Raw genomic sequence first — 13,935 nt, 5'->3', positions numbered from 1 at the left:
TCGAGCCGCACCCGGGGCATCCCCGGTGGCTACAGGAGACGTAATGCTGAACAAGCTGGCGGGCATACAGGGAAAGTTGAGTAACATCGGCGACGAGGTCTACCAGACCTGGAGCTATGAGCAGCGCCACGACGAGATCGCCAAACTGGTCCAGGGATTCAGGAACGGCCTGCCGGTCCAGATCCTCTGCCAGCTCTCCACCTCGATAGCCGGGGGAACCGCGGAGGCCGCCGAGCACCTCGCGATCCTCATCTCGCGCCGGGAAAGAAAGACCATCGTGAACCGCGAATCGGGTTCCGACAAGGCGCTGCGCGACCTCTTGCAGGCCACTCTGCTCCCCGCCAGGAACTAATCACACCTACTCCTTGTCCAACACCGGAGCCGGCCCGTTGATGATCCTCCCCGGGGCCTCGTCGGCCGGTACCAGTTCGAAGTCGATGCCAGATACCATGTCCCCTCCCGGCGGCACCGTCACGCCGCGGGGGGGCAACGCGCTCGCCTTCAGCCGCCGCACCTCGTCGGCCGGTATGCGGACCTGGTACCTCCCCGGACGCACCGTCTTGAACAGGTAGTAGCCGCTCTCCTCCGACAGCGTCGTCGCCTGCGCCCTGCCCTGTCGCTCTTCCACCCCGACCAGCTCGACCCGTACCCCCCTGATAGGAACTCCCCCCCCGCGCGCCAGGCGCACCGTCACGGTGCCGTCGATTTCGCCGCCGGTGGCCAGGGTGAACGCGCACCTGGCGACCACCCCCGCCCTCGGTACGATGCGACACCCCTCCTCGGTGGGGACCATGAAGGGGTCCTCGATCGACGTCATGTCCACGCTCACATCGACCGGGATATCCGGCTGCAGGAAGGCGATGACCTGGGCGCCGGCGCCGTCTGGTATGGCCCTGGCCCGGCTACCGTTCAACAGGAAATCCACCCGCGGTAAGGCGCTCCTTCTCCCGTCCGGTTCGGCCACCGTGGCGGAAACCGCGATCATGCCGTACGGCGCCAACGGTTCGGCCGAAGCCAGCAGCCGGCCGGCGGCCACGTCCGCGACTGAAGAGCGCACGCCCACGTCGAAACCGTAGTCCCCGTCGGTGCTTCCGTGCGCAGCCACCGAATATCCCACCCGCCCCAACCGCTTCGACACCCCGAGCCGCAACCCGATTAACCGGTCCGCCGGTGCATGGGAGAGCACCGAGTTCAGCTGCAGCCCCGGCGCCATCTCGAGGTCGGCGCTGAGATTGACGCTGCCAGGCTTGGCGACGGGCAGGAAGGAGTACCCCGCCTCCCCCCTCACGCTGACCTCGCTCAGCCTGGTGCTCACCTGCACCTGCCCGGTCGCGTAGTTCTTTCTCTGCAGCCGGGACAGGTCAGCCTGCAGTGTCGTGTTCCAACCGTTCCAGCCGCCGGAAACGCGCCACTGCGACGTCGTTTCTGTCTCCCCTGACCTCCTGGTGCCGAAGCTGAGCTCCAGCGAGTACGGCACACGAATTCTATCTATAAAACTGAAGGATGAGTTTCCCCTGAGGCTGGTGAGGGTGCGCAGCGGATCGCTTCTGTAATAAAACTGTGGCGACTCGTAGTCGTTGAAGAACCGCTGCACCAACTCCAGGTTCAAACCGAATAGGTCCCGGCTGCTGGATTTCAAGCTGATGAGCTGCCCCTCCTGGCCGGTCCCCGCCCCCAACGCCTGAATTACTTCCAGTGACAGCAAGGCGAATCCGAAGGTGGTTCTCGCCCCGACGCCTAAATACTCCCGCTCCCCCGTTGCCCGCTCCGCATGCCTGACCACAAGCAGTGACCCGGTCAGGTTCCTGGTAAGGCCGAAGTCCGACGTGAACGTGACGTTGGATGACGCCTGTTCTCCTTCGGGATCCGTGCGCCGCGCGAGCCCCGTCCGCCACCCTGCGGATAGGGAATAGAGAAATTCCCCAGTAGGAGTCGTGGCGTCGGAAACAAAGACCTCTTCGGATTCCTTGCGCTCCCCGAAGGGCCCATGCAGCACCACCTTGAAACTGTTCACGCCGTAGTAAACCCGCAGGTTGACGAAATGGTACATCCCCTCCGCCGTCGGAGGCTGGTACCTGACCTGGGTGCCGTTGTGGAAGAGTTCGGCGTCCCATCCGGCCGGGAGCTGCCCGTGTATGTCGTGGGACAGGAACTGCCCCGCCCCGATCAGCGGGCGGTTGGAAAGGAACAAGCCGTACATCGGTTTAATAGGAGCGCCTACCCCGTCGACGTACGGGGCCTGGGTCGAGCCGAGCGCCAGCTGGTTGAACCACAGTGGCCCAGCCCGGTAGCCCGGCGCGCTACGCCGGGACATGGTGAGATCGAGCCGCTTGAGATCGTCGTTCACCGCGAGCAGATGAGCCTCACCGGTCATGTAGAGGAGATCGCCGGCGATATCCATCGAATTCTGCATGCTGCCGTGATTGCCCTTGGCACCGTTCGAGCCAAGGCTCCACTGCGTTGCGAGGTCGACAGCCGGGATAGACACAGCCGCTCTCGTTGCGGTCGCATCAGGGTACTGTTTGGCTTGTGGCGGCGGCTTGGGAGTCGGGAAGGCTTGCCGCTTTTTCAAAGCCTGCAGCGGCAACGGTTCGCGTGCCTTAAGCTCCAGGGTGGAGGTTTCCCGGCGCAGGTTGAAATCCACCGGCAGCCACCTGGAAAGCACGCCGGAGTTCACCAGGATCTCCCCCTTTTGCACGTATGCCTCGCCGTTGATGGAGAACGCCTCCCTGCCATGAACGGCGTACCCCTCGTCCAGGTCGATCACGAAAGGGCGGTCCTGGCTCAGGACGAAGCCGAAGGCCCTCTTCTGATCGCACTTGATTGCCAGCGACAGAGCTTCGGCAAGGGAGCAGACAGGGACGAAGATCTGCCCGTTTTTCTCCACGAGCAGGAAGCTCTCCGCCACCCCTTCCTTGTCCAGTTCAACCGCGACGATCACCTCCTGATCACTGGGTGCAGGGGAACCGGGTTCGTCAACGGCCGCGCCATAGGAAAGTGAAACCAGGATGAAGAGATGAATGAACAGCAGGGGGAAGCGTACGTGCACGGTATGGGCGCCTGCGCGGGGCACCATGGGCTAGGGAAGAACGACGGCAGTCTCAGCCAGCGGCTTTTTTTCGCCACGTTCGGTGAAGACCAAGCGTACAGTGTCGCCGCTTCTGAGACGCGAGCTCTCCGGCACCACTATGGCCACCTTGCGCACAGTGTTGGGGGTGTAGATGGCGAAGCCCCTTCCTTCCGCTACCTTGTCCTGGCCACGGTAAGCTGCCACGTCGCCGTGGACCGACCTGGTGCCAGACCTGCACATGGTGAAAGAGAGCACCTGCTGTTTGTCACCGGACAGTGCAACGGACTTGGGATCTATCGCTGCAACGGCTTGCAGGTCACCGTGCCGGGCGATCACGGGTATCGATATCCCCACGTTCGCCACGATGTTCATCTTGATGACCCCGGGCTCGATGTCCTCTTTCTCGGGCAGGTTTGCCACGGCGGGGGTCGACCTGGTGAACAGCAGGTGCGACCGGTACTCCCCCGCCTCGAGGTCGGGGGTGACCTTGAACAGGATGCGTATGGTCTGGCCGCCTCCCGGCAGAAGAGTCACCTGGCGAGGGGAATACTTCACTACTTCGTCCGCGAACTTTTCACCCTTTTCCGGAGTAGTCACACCCTGGAAGTCTCCCGTCTCCGTCATTCGTTTGCGCACCATGGTGATCTTGTAGGTCGCCTGCGCCTCACCGGCATTGATGATGTCAACCTGCGCGGCACGTTGCTTGTCCGTCAGGACAACCCGGGTTGGGTACACCATGAGGTCTGCCGCGACCACCGTCACGGTGGGGATGCCGATGATTATGTTCGTGGCGGTTATCACCATAGCCGCCCACTTGGCGAGCAGTAGCTTCACGAGGCCTCCTTACTTGACCGAAATGTTCATGCTGCCGCTGTACTTCGCGTTGCGCTGTACAGCCCCGAGGTTCAACGTCCCCCCTACTGAAAAGCTGACCGCGCCGCCGGCCGGGATGACTCCTGTCAGGGGTATGGAGGAGGTAACGGCCGTTACCGTCATCTGGTCGACTCCCGCGTTGATGACGAAACTGACCGGCAAGGTGATGGTGTAGCTTTTCCCTACGTTGCCGGTGATGGTGAAGCGGGCTGCGGAGAAGGTGGTTCCCAAAGGGAGGACATTCCCGGTATAGGTTCTCACTTCGGCGGAGGTGATGGTAACCACGCCGGAACGCCCCGCACCTCCCACCACCCTGCCGAAGTCGAAATCCTGATTCTTTGCCAGCGCGGTTGGCGCTGCCAAAGCGGTGGCCGGAACCATGCACCACAGCGCCAGAAGGCTCGCGACGAATTTGGCCCGTATGCGCATCACCAACTCTCCCTATTCCGTTTCCGGACGCGCAATAGACAAGGGGGGCGAGGTTCCGCCCCCCTTGATGAACGTTGAATTCGACGGTTAGTTGTAATCAACGTCTACATTGAAGCTGCCAGTATAGTTTCCGGATGCCTGTGAGGCTGCCACCGTCAGAGTTGCCCCGATCTTAAGGATGTCAGCTGCCGGGCCAAAGGTCCCCGTGCTGCCGAGGGCGCCGTTGATGGTGGTAGTGAAGGACCCAGCTGTCATGGTGTTAGTGCCGCCATCGGTCAAGGTTACGGTTGCAGGTAAAGTGACGGCGTAGGTACCGCCCTGTTCACCCGAAATTTGAAACGCTGCCGCCGTGGCAGTACCACCAAAGGCGGCAGTAGTGGTCACACCTCCGCCGACGGTCTGCTTGTTGTCCTTGTCGACCGCCACGGAACCACCTGAGGAACCAGACATGAACTTGCCGAAACTCAGGTCAGCATCTTTGGTTATGGTGATCGGCATCACTACTATGGCACTCGTGGGGGTCGCCATGGTTGCCGCCTGGCTGACGCCTGTGCCCGCACTCCACGCCAGGGCGGCGCATCCTGCCACAACTAAGATTTTAGGTAACGTCTTCATAGGGGTATCTCCTTTAATACGTGGCCGCACGCTCTTTGATGGTAGCTCCCAACCCAACGGGCGCTGCCCCGGCGGCGGCCTGCCCCGGCCATGGTGCAATTGAACACCGCTGCGACTGTTACCGTCCCATGATCGCCATTGCATGTGGTCCTCCGAACGGATCGGCCGGCATTTCTGCGCCGGAGTCCGTTCGCCAAACGAGGTGCCCTTCTGGCAGGTACAGGTGCCTGTTCCGGAGCGCCAGAGCGTCGTCCATCCGGGCCAAGCACGCGGGATTTTTCACGACGATTAAATATATCTAACCTTAAAAAGTTTTCTACAAATTTAATGGTGTCATGTTCCACGACGCGTCCGAACTGGTAAGATGTTGTTGTCGTGTTGGATACGGGTACCGCGAAGGGAAATAAAATGAACAGGTTGACGCTGATAGGGATGCCCGGTTCGGGCAAGAGTGCCATAGGAAGGGTCATCGCCACCCGGTTGGGGTGGCGCTTTATCGACACCGACCACTGCATCGAGAAGCGCTTCGGGAAGAAACTTCAGGCAGTGGTGGACCAGGTGGGGGCCGAAGAGTTCGCCCGCATTGAGGAGGAAACTGTGCTATCCCTGCCGGCGGAAGGCGCGATGGTCATCTCCACCGGCGGCAGCGTGGTCTATTCCGATGCCGCCATGCACCGCCTCGCTGCCATCTCTACCGTTGTCTTTCTCGACGTCCCGATTCAGCACCTGCACGGGCGCATCGCCCGGGCGGCGCCGCGCGGCATCGTCGGCATGGGAGAGGGGGGACTAGAGGAACTGTACCAAAAGCGCTTCGGGCTGTATCACAAGTACGCCCAGACCATCGTGCTGCTCCACGGCGAGAACCTGCAGGAAGCAGCCACCAGGGTCATGTCTCAATGCGGCGTGTCATGATGAACGGACGCCAATCGCGTTGACTTTGTCTGCACACTCCCCTAATATCTACCTCATGCCTGAAACCGTCGAGACAAAAAAGTCTTCGAGACTCAGCCTGTCGGGACTCTCCCTGATCCAGAAGATAAGCGCGGGATACGCAGCCATGGCCCTGTTCACCGCGGCCGCGCTCGTCTTCTCGTCCTACAATATTTACCGCAGCACCAACATCACCCGAAGCATCGCCAACAACGAACTCCCCGTCATCAGCGCGCTGATCGAACTGCGCACCTCGCTTTTGAGCCAGGAGGGCTTCGCCGGCAAGTACGCCATCCTCAGGGATCCCGCCTTCATCGACCTGTTTCATCAGCGACAAGCGGAGGCCCTGGCCAGCCTGGACCTGCTTGGCAAGGGGAAACCGACCGCCGACCTGAAGCAGTTGAAGGGGCTGTACCTCGCCTATCAAAAAGCGGCGGAAGACCTCTTCGCCGGCCATACCGGCAGCACCGCCCCCGTGCGGTCGGCGGCGCTCAAGCTGCTCAATGCCGTGGACGCCTCGTACCTGAAGCGAAAAGACATGCTGAAGCTGGTGCTCTCCCGCGCGGACGAACAGCAGAAACAGACTATCTGGTGGACGGTGGCCATTTCATGCACCGGCTTCCTGCTCGCCATCGGCGTGGCACCCTTCGTCACCTACCGCACCTTCGGGGCCATTCGCGAGCTGCAAAGCGCGACCCATCGCATCGCCGCGGGAGACTTCGACTACAACCCCGACGTCCCCTCCGGTGACGAGATCAGCGAACTGGCGCGGGACTTCACCAAGATGGCGGCGCGGCTCAAGGTCCTCGAGCAGATGAGCCTGGACGCGAGCCCCCTGACCCGGCTTCCCGGCAACTTCGCCATCGAGCGCGTCCTCGATGAACGCCTTCAAAGCGGGGAAATCTTCGCCTTCTGCTACGCCGATCTGGACAACTTCAAGCCGTACGGCGACCATTACGGCTACGCCAAGGGAAGCGAGTTGCTCCGCCTGACCGGTAACCTGATCCAGGCTGCGGTGAAAGCGCATGGCGGCAAGGACGGCTTCGTAGGGCACGTGGGAGGGGACGACTTCGTCATGGTGATCCATGCCGAGCGCGTCTCCGCGGTCTGCGAGGCCGTCATCGACAGCTTCAGCGCCGAGGTCGTCAAACACTATTCGCCGCAGGATTTGAAAGTGGGTGGGATCGAGGGGTCCGACCGCTACGGGGTGCAGCGTTTCTTCCCGGTCATGACCATCTCCATCGCGGTCATCATCTGCGGCAGGGACCAGTACTCCTCCGCCGTCGAGATTGCCAGGGCCGCGGCCAAGGTGAAGGACAAAGCCAAGGAGAAAGCGGGGAGCAAGTACCTGATCGGGGCCCCGGGGAGGGTGACCGCATGAGGGTCCGCACTTACATCGTCTGCCTGGCCGCCCTTTTCTGCGCGGGGTGCGCCACCACCGCCCCGAGTGAGGGGAACTTCCTGGAGCGCTACAACGGGTCGAGGCAACTGACCCAGGCGGAAACGCTGCTGAAAGAAGGCGACACCCACGGCGCCATGCATCTGTTGGACACGGTCTGCAACGGACCCGCCGTCACCGGTGTGACCGACGAGGCCCTCTTTCGGCTGGCGCTCCTGACCCTGAAGGCGAAGCCGGGGTCGGCGCAGGCGCAGCACCTGCTGAAGCGGTTGAAAAAGGAGTATCCGGCAAGCCAGTGGACCGCGCTGGCAGCCCCGGTAACCGAACAGATCGGCTCCCTCGAGGAGCAGCGGCGCCAGAACAAGGTGCTCAAAGGGAGCAACCAGACCCTGAGCCGGGAGATAACCGAGCTGAACCAGCGCATCGAGCAGTTGAAGACCCTGGACCAGGAGTTGGAGAAGAAGGCGCGCTAGGGAAATACGTGCCCTTCGGGGCAGCGACATGAAAAGAGGCGGCCGGATATCCGGCCGCCTCTTCGTCGTTGTGCCCGCAGCTTCGCTACGGCAGTTCCAGCGGCGGCTCTTCGAGCGCCGAGAGCTGCTCGCGCAACTGCAGGATGTGCTCGCCCCAGTAACGGACCGTGTTGAACCAGGGGAAGGCGGTGGGAAAGGCGGGGTCGTCCCAGCGGCGCGCGAGCCAGGCGCTGTAATGCAGCATGCGCAGCGAACGCAGCGCCTCGACCAGGCGCAACTCGGCGGGGTCGAAATCGCAGAACTCCTCGTATCCCTTGATCAGCTGGGCGAGCTGGGCCAGTTGGCGCGGGCGGTCGCCGGAAAGCATCATCCAGAGGTCCTGCACCGCCGGGGCCATGCGGGCGTCGTCGAAGTCGACGAAGTGCGGTGCGTCGTCGCGCCAAAGGATGTTACCGGCATGGCAATCCCCGTGCGCGCGGATGTAGCGCACCTGCGGCACCGAGGCGAACGCCTCATCCACCACCTGCAAAAGCTGGCTGGTTACCGCTTGGTAGCTCTCCCGGTACTCCTGCGGAATGAAGCGCTCACCGATCAGGGCGACGCTGTCGTGGCCGAAGTCGCGGCTGTCCAGGGAGGGGCGATGCTGGAACGGGCGCACCGCGCCGATATTGTGGATGCGCCCCAGCATGCGTCCCAGGATCAGCAGGTTCTGGTCGTTGTCGAACTCGGGGGCATGCCCCCCTTGGCGCGGGTAGAGCGCGAAACGGAAGCCATGATAGTGGAAAAGCGATTCGCCTGAGGAATTCAGAAGCGGCGGCACCACAGAGAGTTCGTGCTCGGCCAACTCCAGGGTGAAGCGGTGCTCCTCGACGATCTGATCGTCGTTCCAGCGTCCGGGACGGTAGAACTTGGCGATGAGCGGCTTCTCTTCCTCTATGCCGACCTGGTAGACGCGGTTCTCGTAGCTGTTCAGGGCCGAGGTGCGGCAATCACAGCGGTAACCCTGGCTCTCCACGGCGTCCATGATGAAATTCGGGGTCAGGGTGTGGAACGGGTGCTGGGCATCTTGCATTAGGGGATCCTCTCCGGCATATTTTTCATCCACGCACAATAGCACCAATCGCACCCGGAACCAAGCGGCGTGACGCCTGCCCTGGCCCGGTCGCCGAGCGGGCAAAAAAAGAGCCTGCTGCGCGCTGCGCAGCAGGCCATAAGGGCGACGCCATCAGAAGCCTTAGAACAGGGCCTTGGTGAATATGTCCGCCGGTGCCTGGAACGGCCCCAGCGGGTTTGTCTGTTCCGTCATCTGGTCGATCTTGGGCTCCCCGCTGGAGAGCTTATAGGCGACGTGATGGTTCACGAAGACCACCAGCGCCTTGAAACGCCACCCGGTCTCGTGGGTCTTGCGCTTGAAGTTGAAAATGTCGAGCCAGAAGTTGCCGACCCGCTTGCTGTAGCTTCGCTTGGGCTCGAAAACATAGGCGCGGCAATCGGACCTGGCCCTGAGGCAGGCCTGCAGCCCCGGGTCGAGTTCCTTGGATGGCATCCCCTGCAGCATAGCCGCGATGTCGAGGTAGTTGAGGATCTTGATGTTGGGTGAGGACTTGATGTCGAAGCCGAGCTTCTGCAGGTCCTCCACCGTGGTTTTTCCCACGATGATGTCATCGTAGGATGCCTTCGCCGTCTGGTACTCCTCCCAGGGCGATTCGGTGACCGCCTTGGTGCGCGGCAGCAGGCTCACGCAGCCGACTTGCATCAGCAGGAGCAGGAGCAGTATCATTTTGTTAAAAGATTTCGCACACATGGGGCAATCCTTTCTGGTCCATCCCCGGACAACAATGAGCAGATTATAACGCAGTTCGGCGGCAAGTCCCCCTTTCAATCCTTCTTTTTCTGCGCCTTCAATCCGCAATACGGGCAGCGCTTCTCCGGGACCGACCGCTGGCAGGACTGGCACCAGTAGGGGAAGATCTCCTCCCGCTTGCAGGCCGCGCATCCCTTTTGCCCGCTATCGTCGTGACCGCAGTTTCCTTTGTCCGCCATGGCCCCGACCTCCTGTGCGCTACAGCAGCATCTTCTTCAGGTATTGCCCCGTGTAGGAGCGCTCCACCCGTGCCACCTGCTCCGGCGTCCCCACGGCGATGATCTCACCGCCGCGGTCGCCGCCTTCCGGCCCGAGGTCGATGATCCAGTCCGCGGTCTTGATGACATCCAGGTTGTGCTCGATCACCACTATGGTGTTGCCGGCGTCCACCAGCTTGTGCAGCACCTCCAGGAGCTTCGCTATGTCGGCGAAATGAAGCCCGGTGGTCGGCTCGTCCAGGATGTAGATGGTGCGTCCGGTAGCCCGCTTGGAGAGCTCCTTAGCAAGCTTCACGCGCTGCGCCTCACCGCCGGAGAGCGTGGTGGCGGACTGCCCCAGCTTGATGTAGCCAAGCCCCACCTCCTCCAGGGTCTGCAGTTTGGCGCGGGTGCGCGGGATGTGCTCCAAAAAGACCAGGGCCTGGGACACGGTCATGTCGAGTACCTCCGCGATGGAGCGCCCCTTGAACTTCACCTCCAGGGTCTCGCGGTTGTAGCGCGCCCCCTTGCAGACCTCGCACTGGACGTAGACGTCGGGGAGAAAGTGCATCTCGATCTTGATGATGCCGTCCCCGGAGCAGGCCTCGCAGCGCCCGCCCTTAACGTTGAAGGAGTAGCGCCCCGGCTTGTAGCCGCGCATCTTGGAATCGGGGAGCTGGGCGAAGATCTCCCGGATCTCGGTGAAGAGGCCGGTATAGGTGGCTGGATTGGAGCGCGGCGTGCGCCCGATGGGCGACTGGTCGATGTTGATCACCTTGTCCAGCACCTCGGTGCCATGGATGGCCCGCACCGCCCCCGCCTTCTCCCGGCTCTTGTAGAGGCGCTGGTTCAGGGTCTTGTACAGGGTGTCGATGATGAGTGAGGACTTGCCCGAGCCGGATACGCCGGTGATGCAGGTCATCACCCCCAGCGGCACGTCGACGCTGACGTGCTTCAGGTTGTTCTCGCTGGCCCCCTCGATATTCAGGAAGCGGTGCCCCTTCCTGCGCTTCCTGGGCACGGCAATGGTGAGCGCTCCCGAGAGGTAGCGCCCGGTCAGCGAGTGGGGATTGGCCATGATCTCGGCCGGTGTTCCCTCGGCCACCACCTCGCCCCCGTGCACGCCGGCGCCCGGCCCCATGTCGATGACCCAGTCCGCCTCGGTGATGGTCTCCTCATCGTGCTCGACCACCAATACCGTGTTGCCGATGTCGCGCAGGTGCCGCAGCGTCGATAAAAGCCGCCCGTTGTCGCGCTGGTGCAGACCGATGGAGGGCTCGTCCAGGATGTAGAGGACGCCGACCAGGGACGACCCGATCTGGGTAGCCAGGCGGATGCGCTGCCCCTCGCCGCCGGAAAGGGTCCCCGAGGAGCGGTCCAGGGAGAGGTAGTCGAGCCCCACGTTGACCAGGAAGTTGAGACGCTCCCGGATCTCTTTCAGGATCCTGCGCGCGATGTCCTCTTCCTTCTCGGTGAGGGTGAGCGCCTCGAAGAAGGTGAGACTGTCCTTGATGGAGAGGGAGGTGACCTGCTGGATGTTCTGTTGCCCCACCAGGACGTAGAGCGCCTCCTTCTTCAGACGCGCGCCGTTGCAGGTAGGGCACGGCATCACATCCATGTACTTTTCCAGCTCCTCGCGCACCGTCTCCGACTCGCTTTCGCGGTGGCGCCGCTCCAGGTTGTTGAGCACCCCCTCGAAGGGCTTGCGGTAGGTGTGCCGCTTACCGGCGTCGTCGACCCACCAGAAGTCGACCGGATCGCCGCCTGAGCCATGCAGGACAACCTCTTTCGCCTTCTTGGATAGCCCCTTGAATGGGGTGTGCATGCTGAAGCCGTAGGCCTTGGCGAGCGCCTCCAGGGTCAACTGGTACCACCCGGAGAAGCGGGTCTGCCACGGTGCGATCGCGCCGTCGGCGAGCGATAGCTCGGGTTCGGGTACCACCAGTTCCGGGTCGAGGTACATCCTGGTGCCGAGGCCGGTGCAGTCAGGGCAGGCGCCGTAGGGATTGTTGAAAGAGAACATGCGCGGGGTCATCTCGGGGTACGAGATACCGCACTCGATGCAGGCGGCCGACTCCGAGAAAAGCATCGTCTCGGCCTTGATGTCGCGGGTGTCGTCCTCGGAGAGCGCCACCTTGACGATCCCCTCGGCGTGGGAGAGCGCCGTTTCCAGCGAGTCTGCGAGCCTCTTCTCGAAGCCGGGCTTCACCACCAGGCGGTCCACCACGATGTCTATGTCGTGCTTTTTCTTCTTGTCCAGGGTGATCTCATCGCCGAGATCATGGGTTTCGCCGTCGATCACCACCCGGACAAAGCCGTCCTTTCTCAACTGGGCCAGCTCCTTCTTGTACTCCCCTTTCCTGCCGCGCACGATGGGGGAGAGCAGGGTGAGCTTCGCCCCCTGGGGAAGCGCGGCGATCTGGTCCACCATCTGGGACACGGTCTGCGAGGAGATCAACCGGCCGCAGTTGTAGCAATGCGGCTGCCCCACCCGGGCGAAGAGCAGGCGCAGGTAATCGTATATTTCGGTGACGGTCCCCACAGTGGAACGGGGGTTCTTGCTGGTGGTCTTTTGTTCGATGGAAATGGCGGGCGAAAGCCCCTCGATCGACTCCACGTCCGGCTTCTCCATCTGCTCCAGGAACTGGCGCGCGTAGGCGGAGAGCGATTCGACGTAGCGCCGTTGCCCCTCGGCGTAGATAGTGTCGAAGGCGAGGGTCGATTTCCCGGAACCGGAGATGCCGGTGATCACCACCAGCTGGTCCCTCGGGATCTCAACGTCGATGCATTTCAGGTTGTGCTCGCAGGCACCTTTTACGATGATCTTGTCCGTTGCCATGATGCTCCCGTTCTATGTCTGTCAGGCGCCGTCAGGCGCGCAGCTGTAAAATATAGCACATGCCTCGTTCATTGTGCAGCCGACAGCTCCAGTATAATGAGAATGGTGCCGGCACCGCAAGGCAGACATCCTTCAGGTTTTACGAAAAGTGCCGATAAGGACATGAGCTTCGCTCCGGCCCAGCCGGAAAGTAAAAACGTCACGGAGGCGACCATGAACCGCCATCTTGCAGCCCATATCGCACCCTTCGCCCTGGCCGTCTGGCTTTTTGCCGGCGCCACTACCCTTCACGCCCAACCCGCGCCGGAGCCGGCCGTGAAGGAAAACGTGGCCAAGGAGAATGCAGCCGAAGCCCAGACACTTAAGGCAGCCGAGGCGAAGCTGGCCGCACTCGCCAAGGAGGTCGAGTCGGGCAAGCCGACGGCGCAGGTCTCCTCGAAAAAGGCGGGGAAGAAAGCTGCCAAGGCGACGCTTAAAAAGCACGGGAAAGGGGCAAAAGCTGGCAAAAATGGTACCGGCAAGGGGAAGGGAGGCGTCACCGTCAAGGCCAAGGTGCTGGAGCGGCGCATGACCCAGGCGGAAGTCCAGGGGGTGCTGGCAGGCAGCCGCGACTTTGCCGGTGCCGACCTGAGCGGCCTCAACCTGACCGGCTACGACCTGACCGGCGCCAAGTTCAACCGCGCCAACCTGCATTCGGTCAACCTGGAGCGCGCCGACCTCTCCGAGACGGACCTGGAGCTGGCAGATCTGACCGGCGCCAACCTGTGCGGCGCCTCGCTGAACCAGGCCCGCATCCGGGGCACGAGGCTCGCCGGCGCCAAACTCGACGGCGCCATGTGGACCGACAAGACCATCTGCCGGGCGGGGTCGGTGGGGAACTGCATCGAATAATCATTCGTCCATCCCGCAAAGACCACAAAAAAAGCCCCCGGGGTTTCCCCCGGGGGCTTTTTGTCGTTTAAAGGATGACTTTAAACCCTTACTACGTTGGCGGCCTGGAGACCTTTCGGACCCTGCTGCACGTCAAAAGTTACGGAATCGCCTTCTGCCAGGGATTTGAAACCATCGGACTGGATTGCGGAGAAATGTACGAAGACATCCTCGCCGTTGTCCTGCTCGATAAAACCAAAACCCTTGCTGTCATTGAACCACTTCACTACACCTTTAGCCATTGCGACTTCTCCTGTTACTACTCTTTTACGTGATTGCGGGACCATCCCCGGCACAGGTAAAGATTTTATGCACG

14 protein-coding genes are annotated in these 13,935 nt (G+C 62.1%); 5 read left to right on the top strand and 9 right to left on the bottom strand.

Annotation, left to right across the window (positions count from 1 at the left end; translation table 11 throughout):
• The first annotated feature begins 43 nt into the window (after window positions 1-43).
• Window positions 44-352 carry a hypothetical protein gene (locus JFN90_RS02305; RefSeq protein ID WP_199393479.1) on the top strand — a complete coding sequence of 103 codons (309 nt, stop codon included), beginning with the start codon at window positions 44-46 and terminating at the stop codon, window positions 350-352.
• Between the two features lie 6 nt (window positions 353-358).
• On the opposite strand, the gene JFN90_RS02300 is transcribed toward JFN90_RS02305, so the two are convergent.
• From JFN90_RS02300 to JFN90_RS02285, 4 genes are all read right to left on the bottom strand, one after another.
• On the bottom strand, window positions 359-3,049 hold the full coding sequence (locus JFN90_RS02300; protein WP_199393478.1) for a carboxypeptidase-like regulatory domain-containing protein: 2,691 nt from the start codon (window positions 3,047-3,049) through the stop codon (window positions 359-361).
• Between the two features lie 30 nt (window positions 3,050-3,079).
• The gene (locus tag JFN90_RS02295) at window positions 3,080-3,904 is read right to left on the bottom strand and encodes a fimbrial biogenesis chaperone (protein ID WP_199393477.1); all 825 of its coding nucleotides are present in this window, start codon (window positions 3,902-3,904) and stop codon (window positions 3,080-3,082) included.
• A 9-nt stretch (window positions 3,905-3,913) separates the two neighbouring features.
• On the bottom strand, window positions 3,914-4,372 hold the full coding sequence (locus JFN90_RS02290; protein WP_199393476.1) for a DUF4402 domain-containing protein: 459 nt from the start codon (window positions 4,370-4,372) through the stop codon (window positions 3,914-3,916).
• Between the two features lie 87 nt (window positions 4,373-4,459).
• Window positions 4,460-4,987 carry a DUF4402 domain-containing protein gene (locus JFN90_RS02285; protein ID WP_199393475.1) on the bottom strand — a complete coding sequence of 176 codons (528 nt, stop codon included), beginning with the start codon at window positions 4,985-4,987 and terminating at the stop codon, window positions 4,460-4,462.
• A 408-nt stretch (window positions 4,988-5,395) separates the two neighbouring features.
• On the opposite strand from JFN90_RS02285, the gene JFN90_RS02280 reads away from it, so the two are divergent.
• The 3 genes from JFN90_RS02280 to JFN90_RS02270 all read left to right on the top strand — a co-directional run bounded on the left by JFN90_RS02280 (window position 5,396) and on the right by JFN90_RS02270 (window position 7,789).
• A complete protein-coding gene (locus tag JFN90_RS02280) occupies window positions 5,396-5,899 on the top strand; it encodes a shikimate kinase (protein WP_199393474.1) in 504 nt (167 codons plus the stop codon).
• 145 nt (window positions 5,900-6,044) lie between these two features.
• Complete coding sequence (locus tag JFN90_RS02275; RefSeq protein ID WP_236018802.1) at window positions 6,045-7,298, top strand: HAMP domain-containing protein; 1,254 nt, start codon at window positions 6,045-6,047, stop codon at window positions 7,296-7,298.
• On the top strand, window positions 7,295-7,789 hold the full coding sequence (locus tag JFN90_RS02270) for a hypothetical protein (RefSeq protein WP_199393472.1): 495 nt from the start codon (window positions 7,295-7,297) through the stop codon (window positions 7,787-7,789). The genes JFN90_RS02275 and JFN90_RS02270 overlap by 4 nt, the downstream gene beginning before the upstream one ends.
• Window positions 7,790-7,874: 85 nt before the next feature.
• Here the strand turns inward: JFN90_RS02270 and JFN90_RS02265 are convergent, their stop codons facing one another.
• The 4 genes from JFN90_RS02265 to uvrA all read right to left on the bottom strand — a co-directional run bounded on the left by JFN90_RS02265 (window position 7,875) and on the right by uvrA (window position 12,689).
• Window positions 7,875-8,861, bottom strand: a complete 987-nt coding sequence (locus JFN90_RS02265; RefSeq protein ID WP_199393471.1) for a serine/threonine protein kinase — start codon at window positions 8,859-8,861, stop codon at window positions 7,875-7,877.
• 162 nt (window positions 8,862-9,023) lie between these two features.
• Complete coding sequence (locus tag JFN90_RS02260) at window positions 9,024-9,593, bottom strand: hypothetical protein (RefSeq protein ID WP_199393470.1); 570 nt, start codon at window positions 9,591-9,593, stop codon at window positions 9,024-9,026.
• Window positions 9,594-9,667: 74 nt separating this feature from the next.
• Window positions 9,668-9,832 (bottom strand): hypothetical protein, encoded by a 165-nt coding sequence (locus JFN90_RS02255; RefSeq protein WP_199393469.1) that lies wholly within the window; start codon window positions 9,830-9,832, stop codon window positions 9,668-9,670.
• Window positions 9,833-9,851: 19 nt separating this feature from the next.
• Window positions 9,852-12,689 (bottom strand): excinuclease ABC subunit UvrA, encoded by a 2,838-nt coding sequence (gene uvrA / locus JFN90_RS02250; protein WP_199393468.1) that lies wholly within the window; start codon window positions 12,687-12,689, stop codon window positions 9,852-9,854.
• A gap of 213 nt (window positions 12,690-12,902) precedes the next feature.
• Here uvrA and JFN90_RS02245 point away from each other — a divergent pair, with 213 nt between their 5' ends.
• Window positions 12,903-13,580 (top strand): pentapeptide repeat-containing protein, encoded by a 678-nt coding sequence (locus JFN90_RS02245; RefSeq protein ID WP_199393467.1) that lies wholly within the window; start codon window positions 12,903-12,905, stop codon window positions 13,578-13,580.
• 80 nt (window positions 13,581-13,660) lie between these two features.
• Here JFN90_RS02245 and JFN90_RS02240 read toward each other — a convergent pair whose 3' ends face one another.
• Window positions 13,661-13,861, bottom strand: coding sequence for a cold-shock protein (locus JFN90_RS02240; RefSeq protein ID WP_135868829.1), 201 nt, complete (start codon window positions 13,859-13,861; stop codon window positions 13,661-13,663).
• Window positions 13,862-13,935: the final 74 nt, after the last annotated feature.

Origin of the sequence: Geomonas propionica (genome assembly GCF_016458235.1) — a bacterium.
GTDB classification, from domain to species: Bacteria; Desulfobacterota; Desulfuromonadia; order Geobacterales; family Geobacteraceae; genus Geomonas; species Geomonas propionica.
The sequence above is the reverse complement of the archived record's forward strand: the minus strand, read 5'-3'. Positions and strand labels throughout refer to the sequence as shown.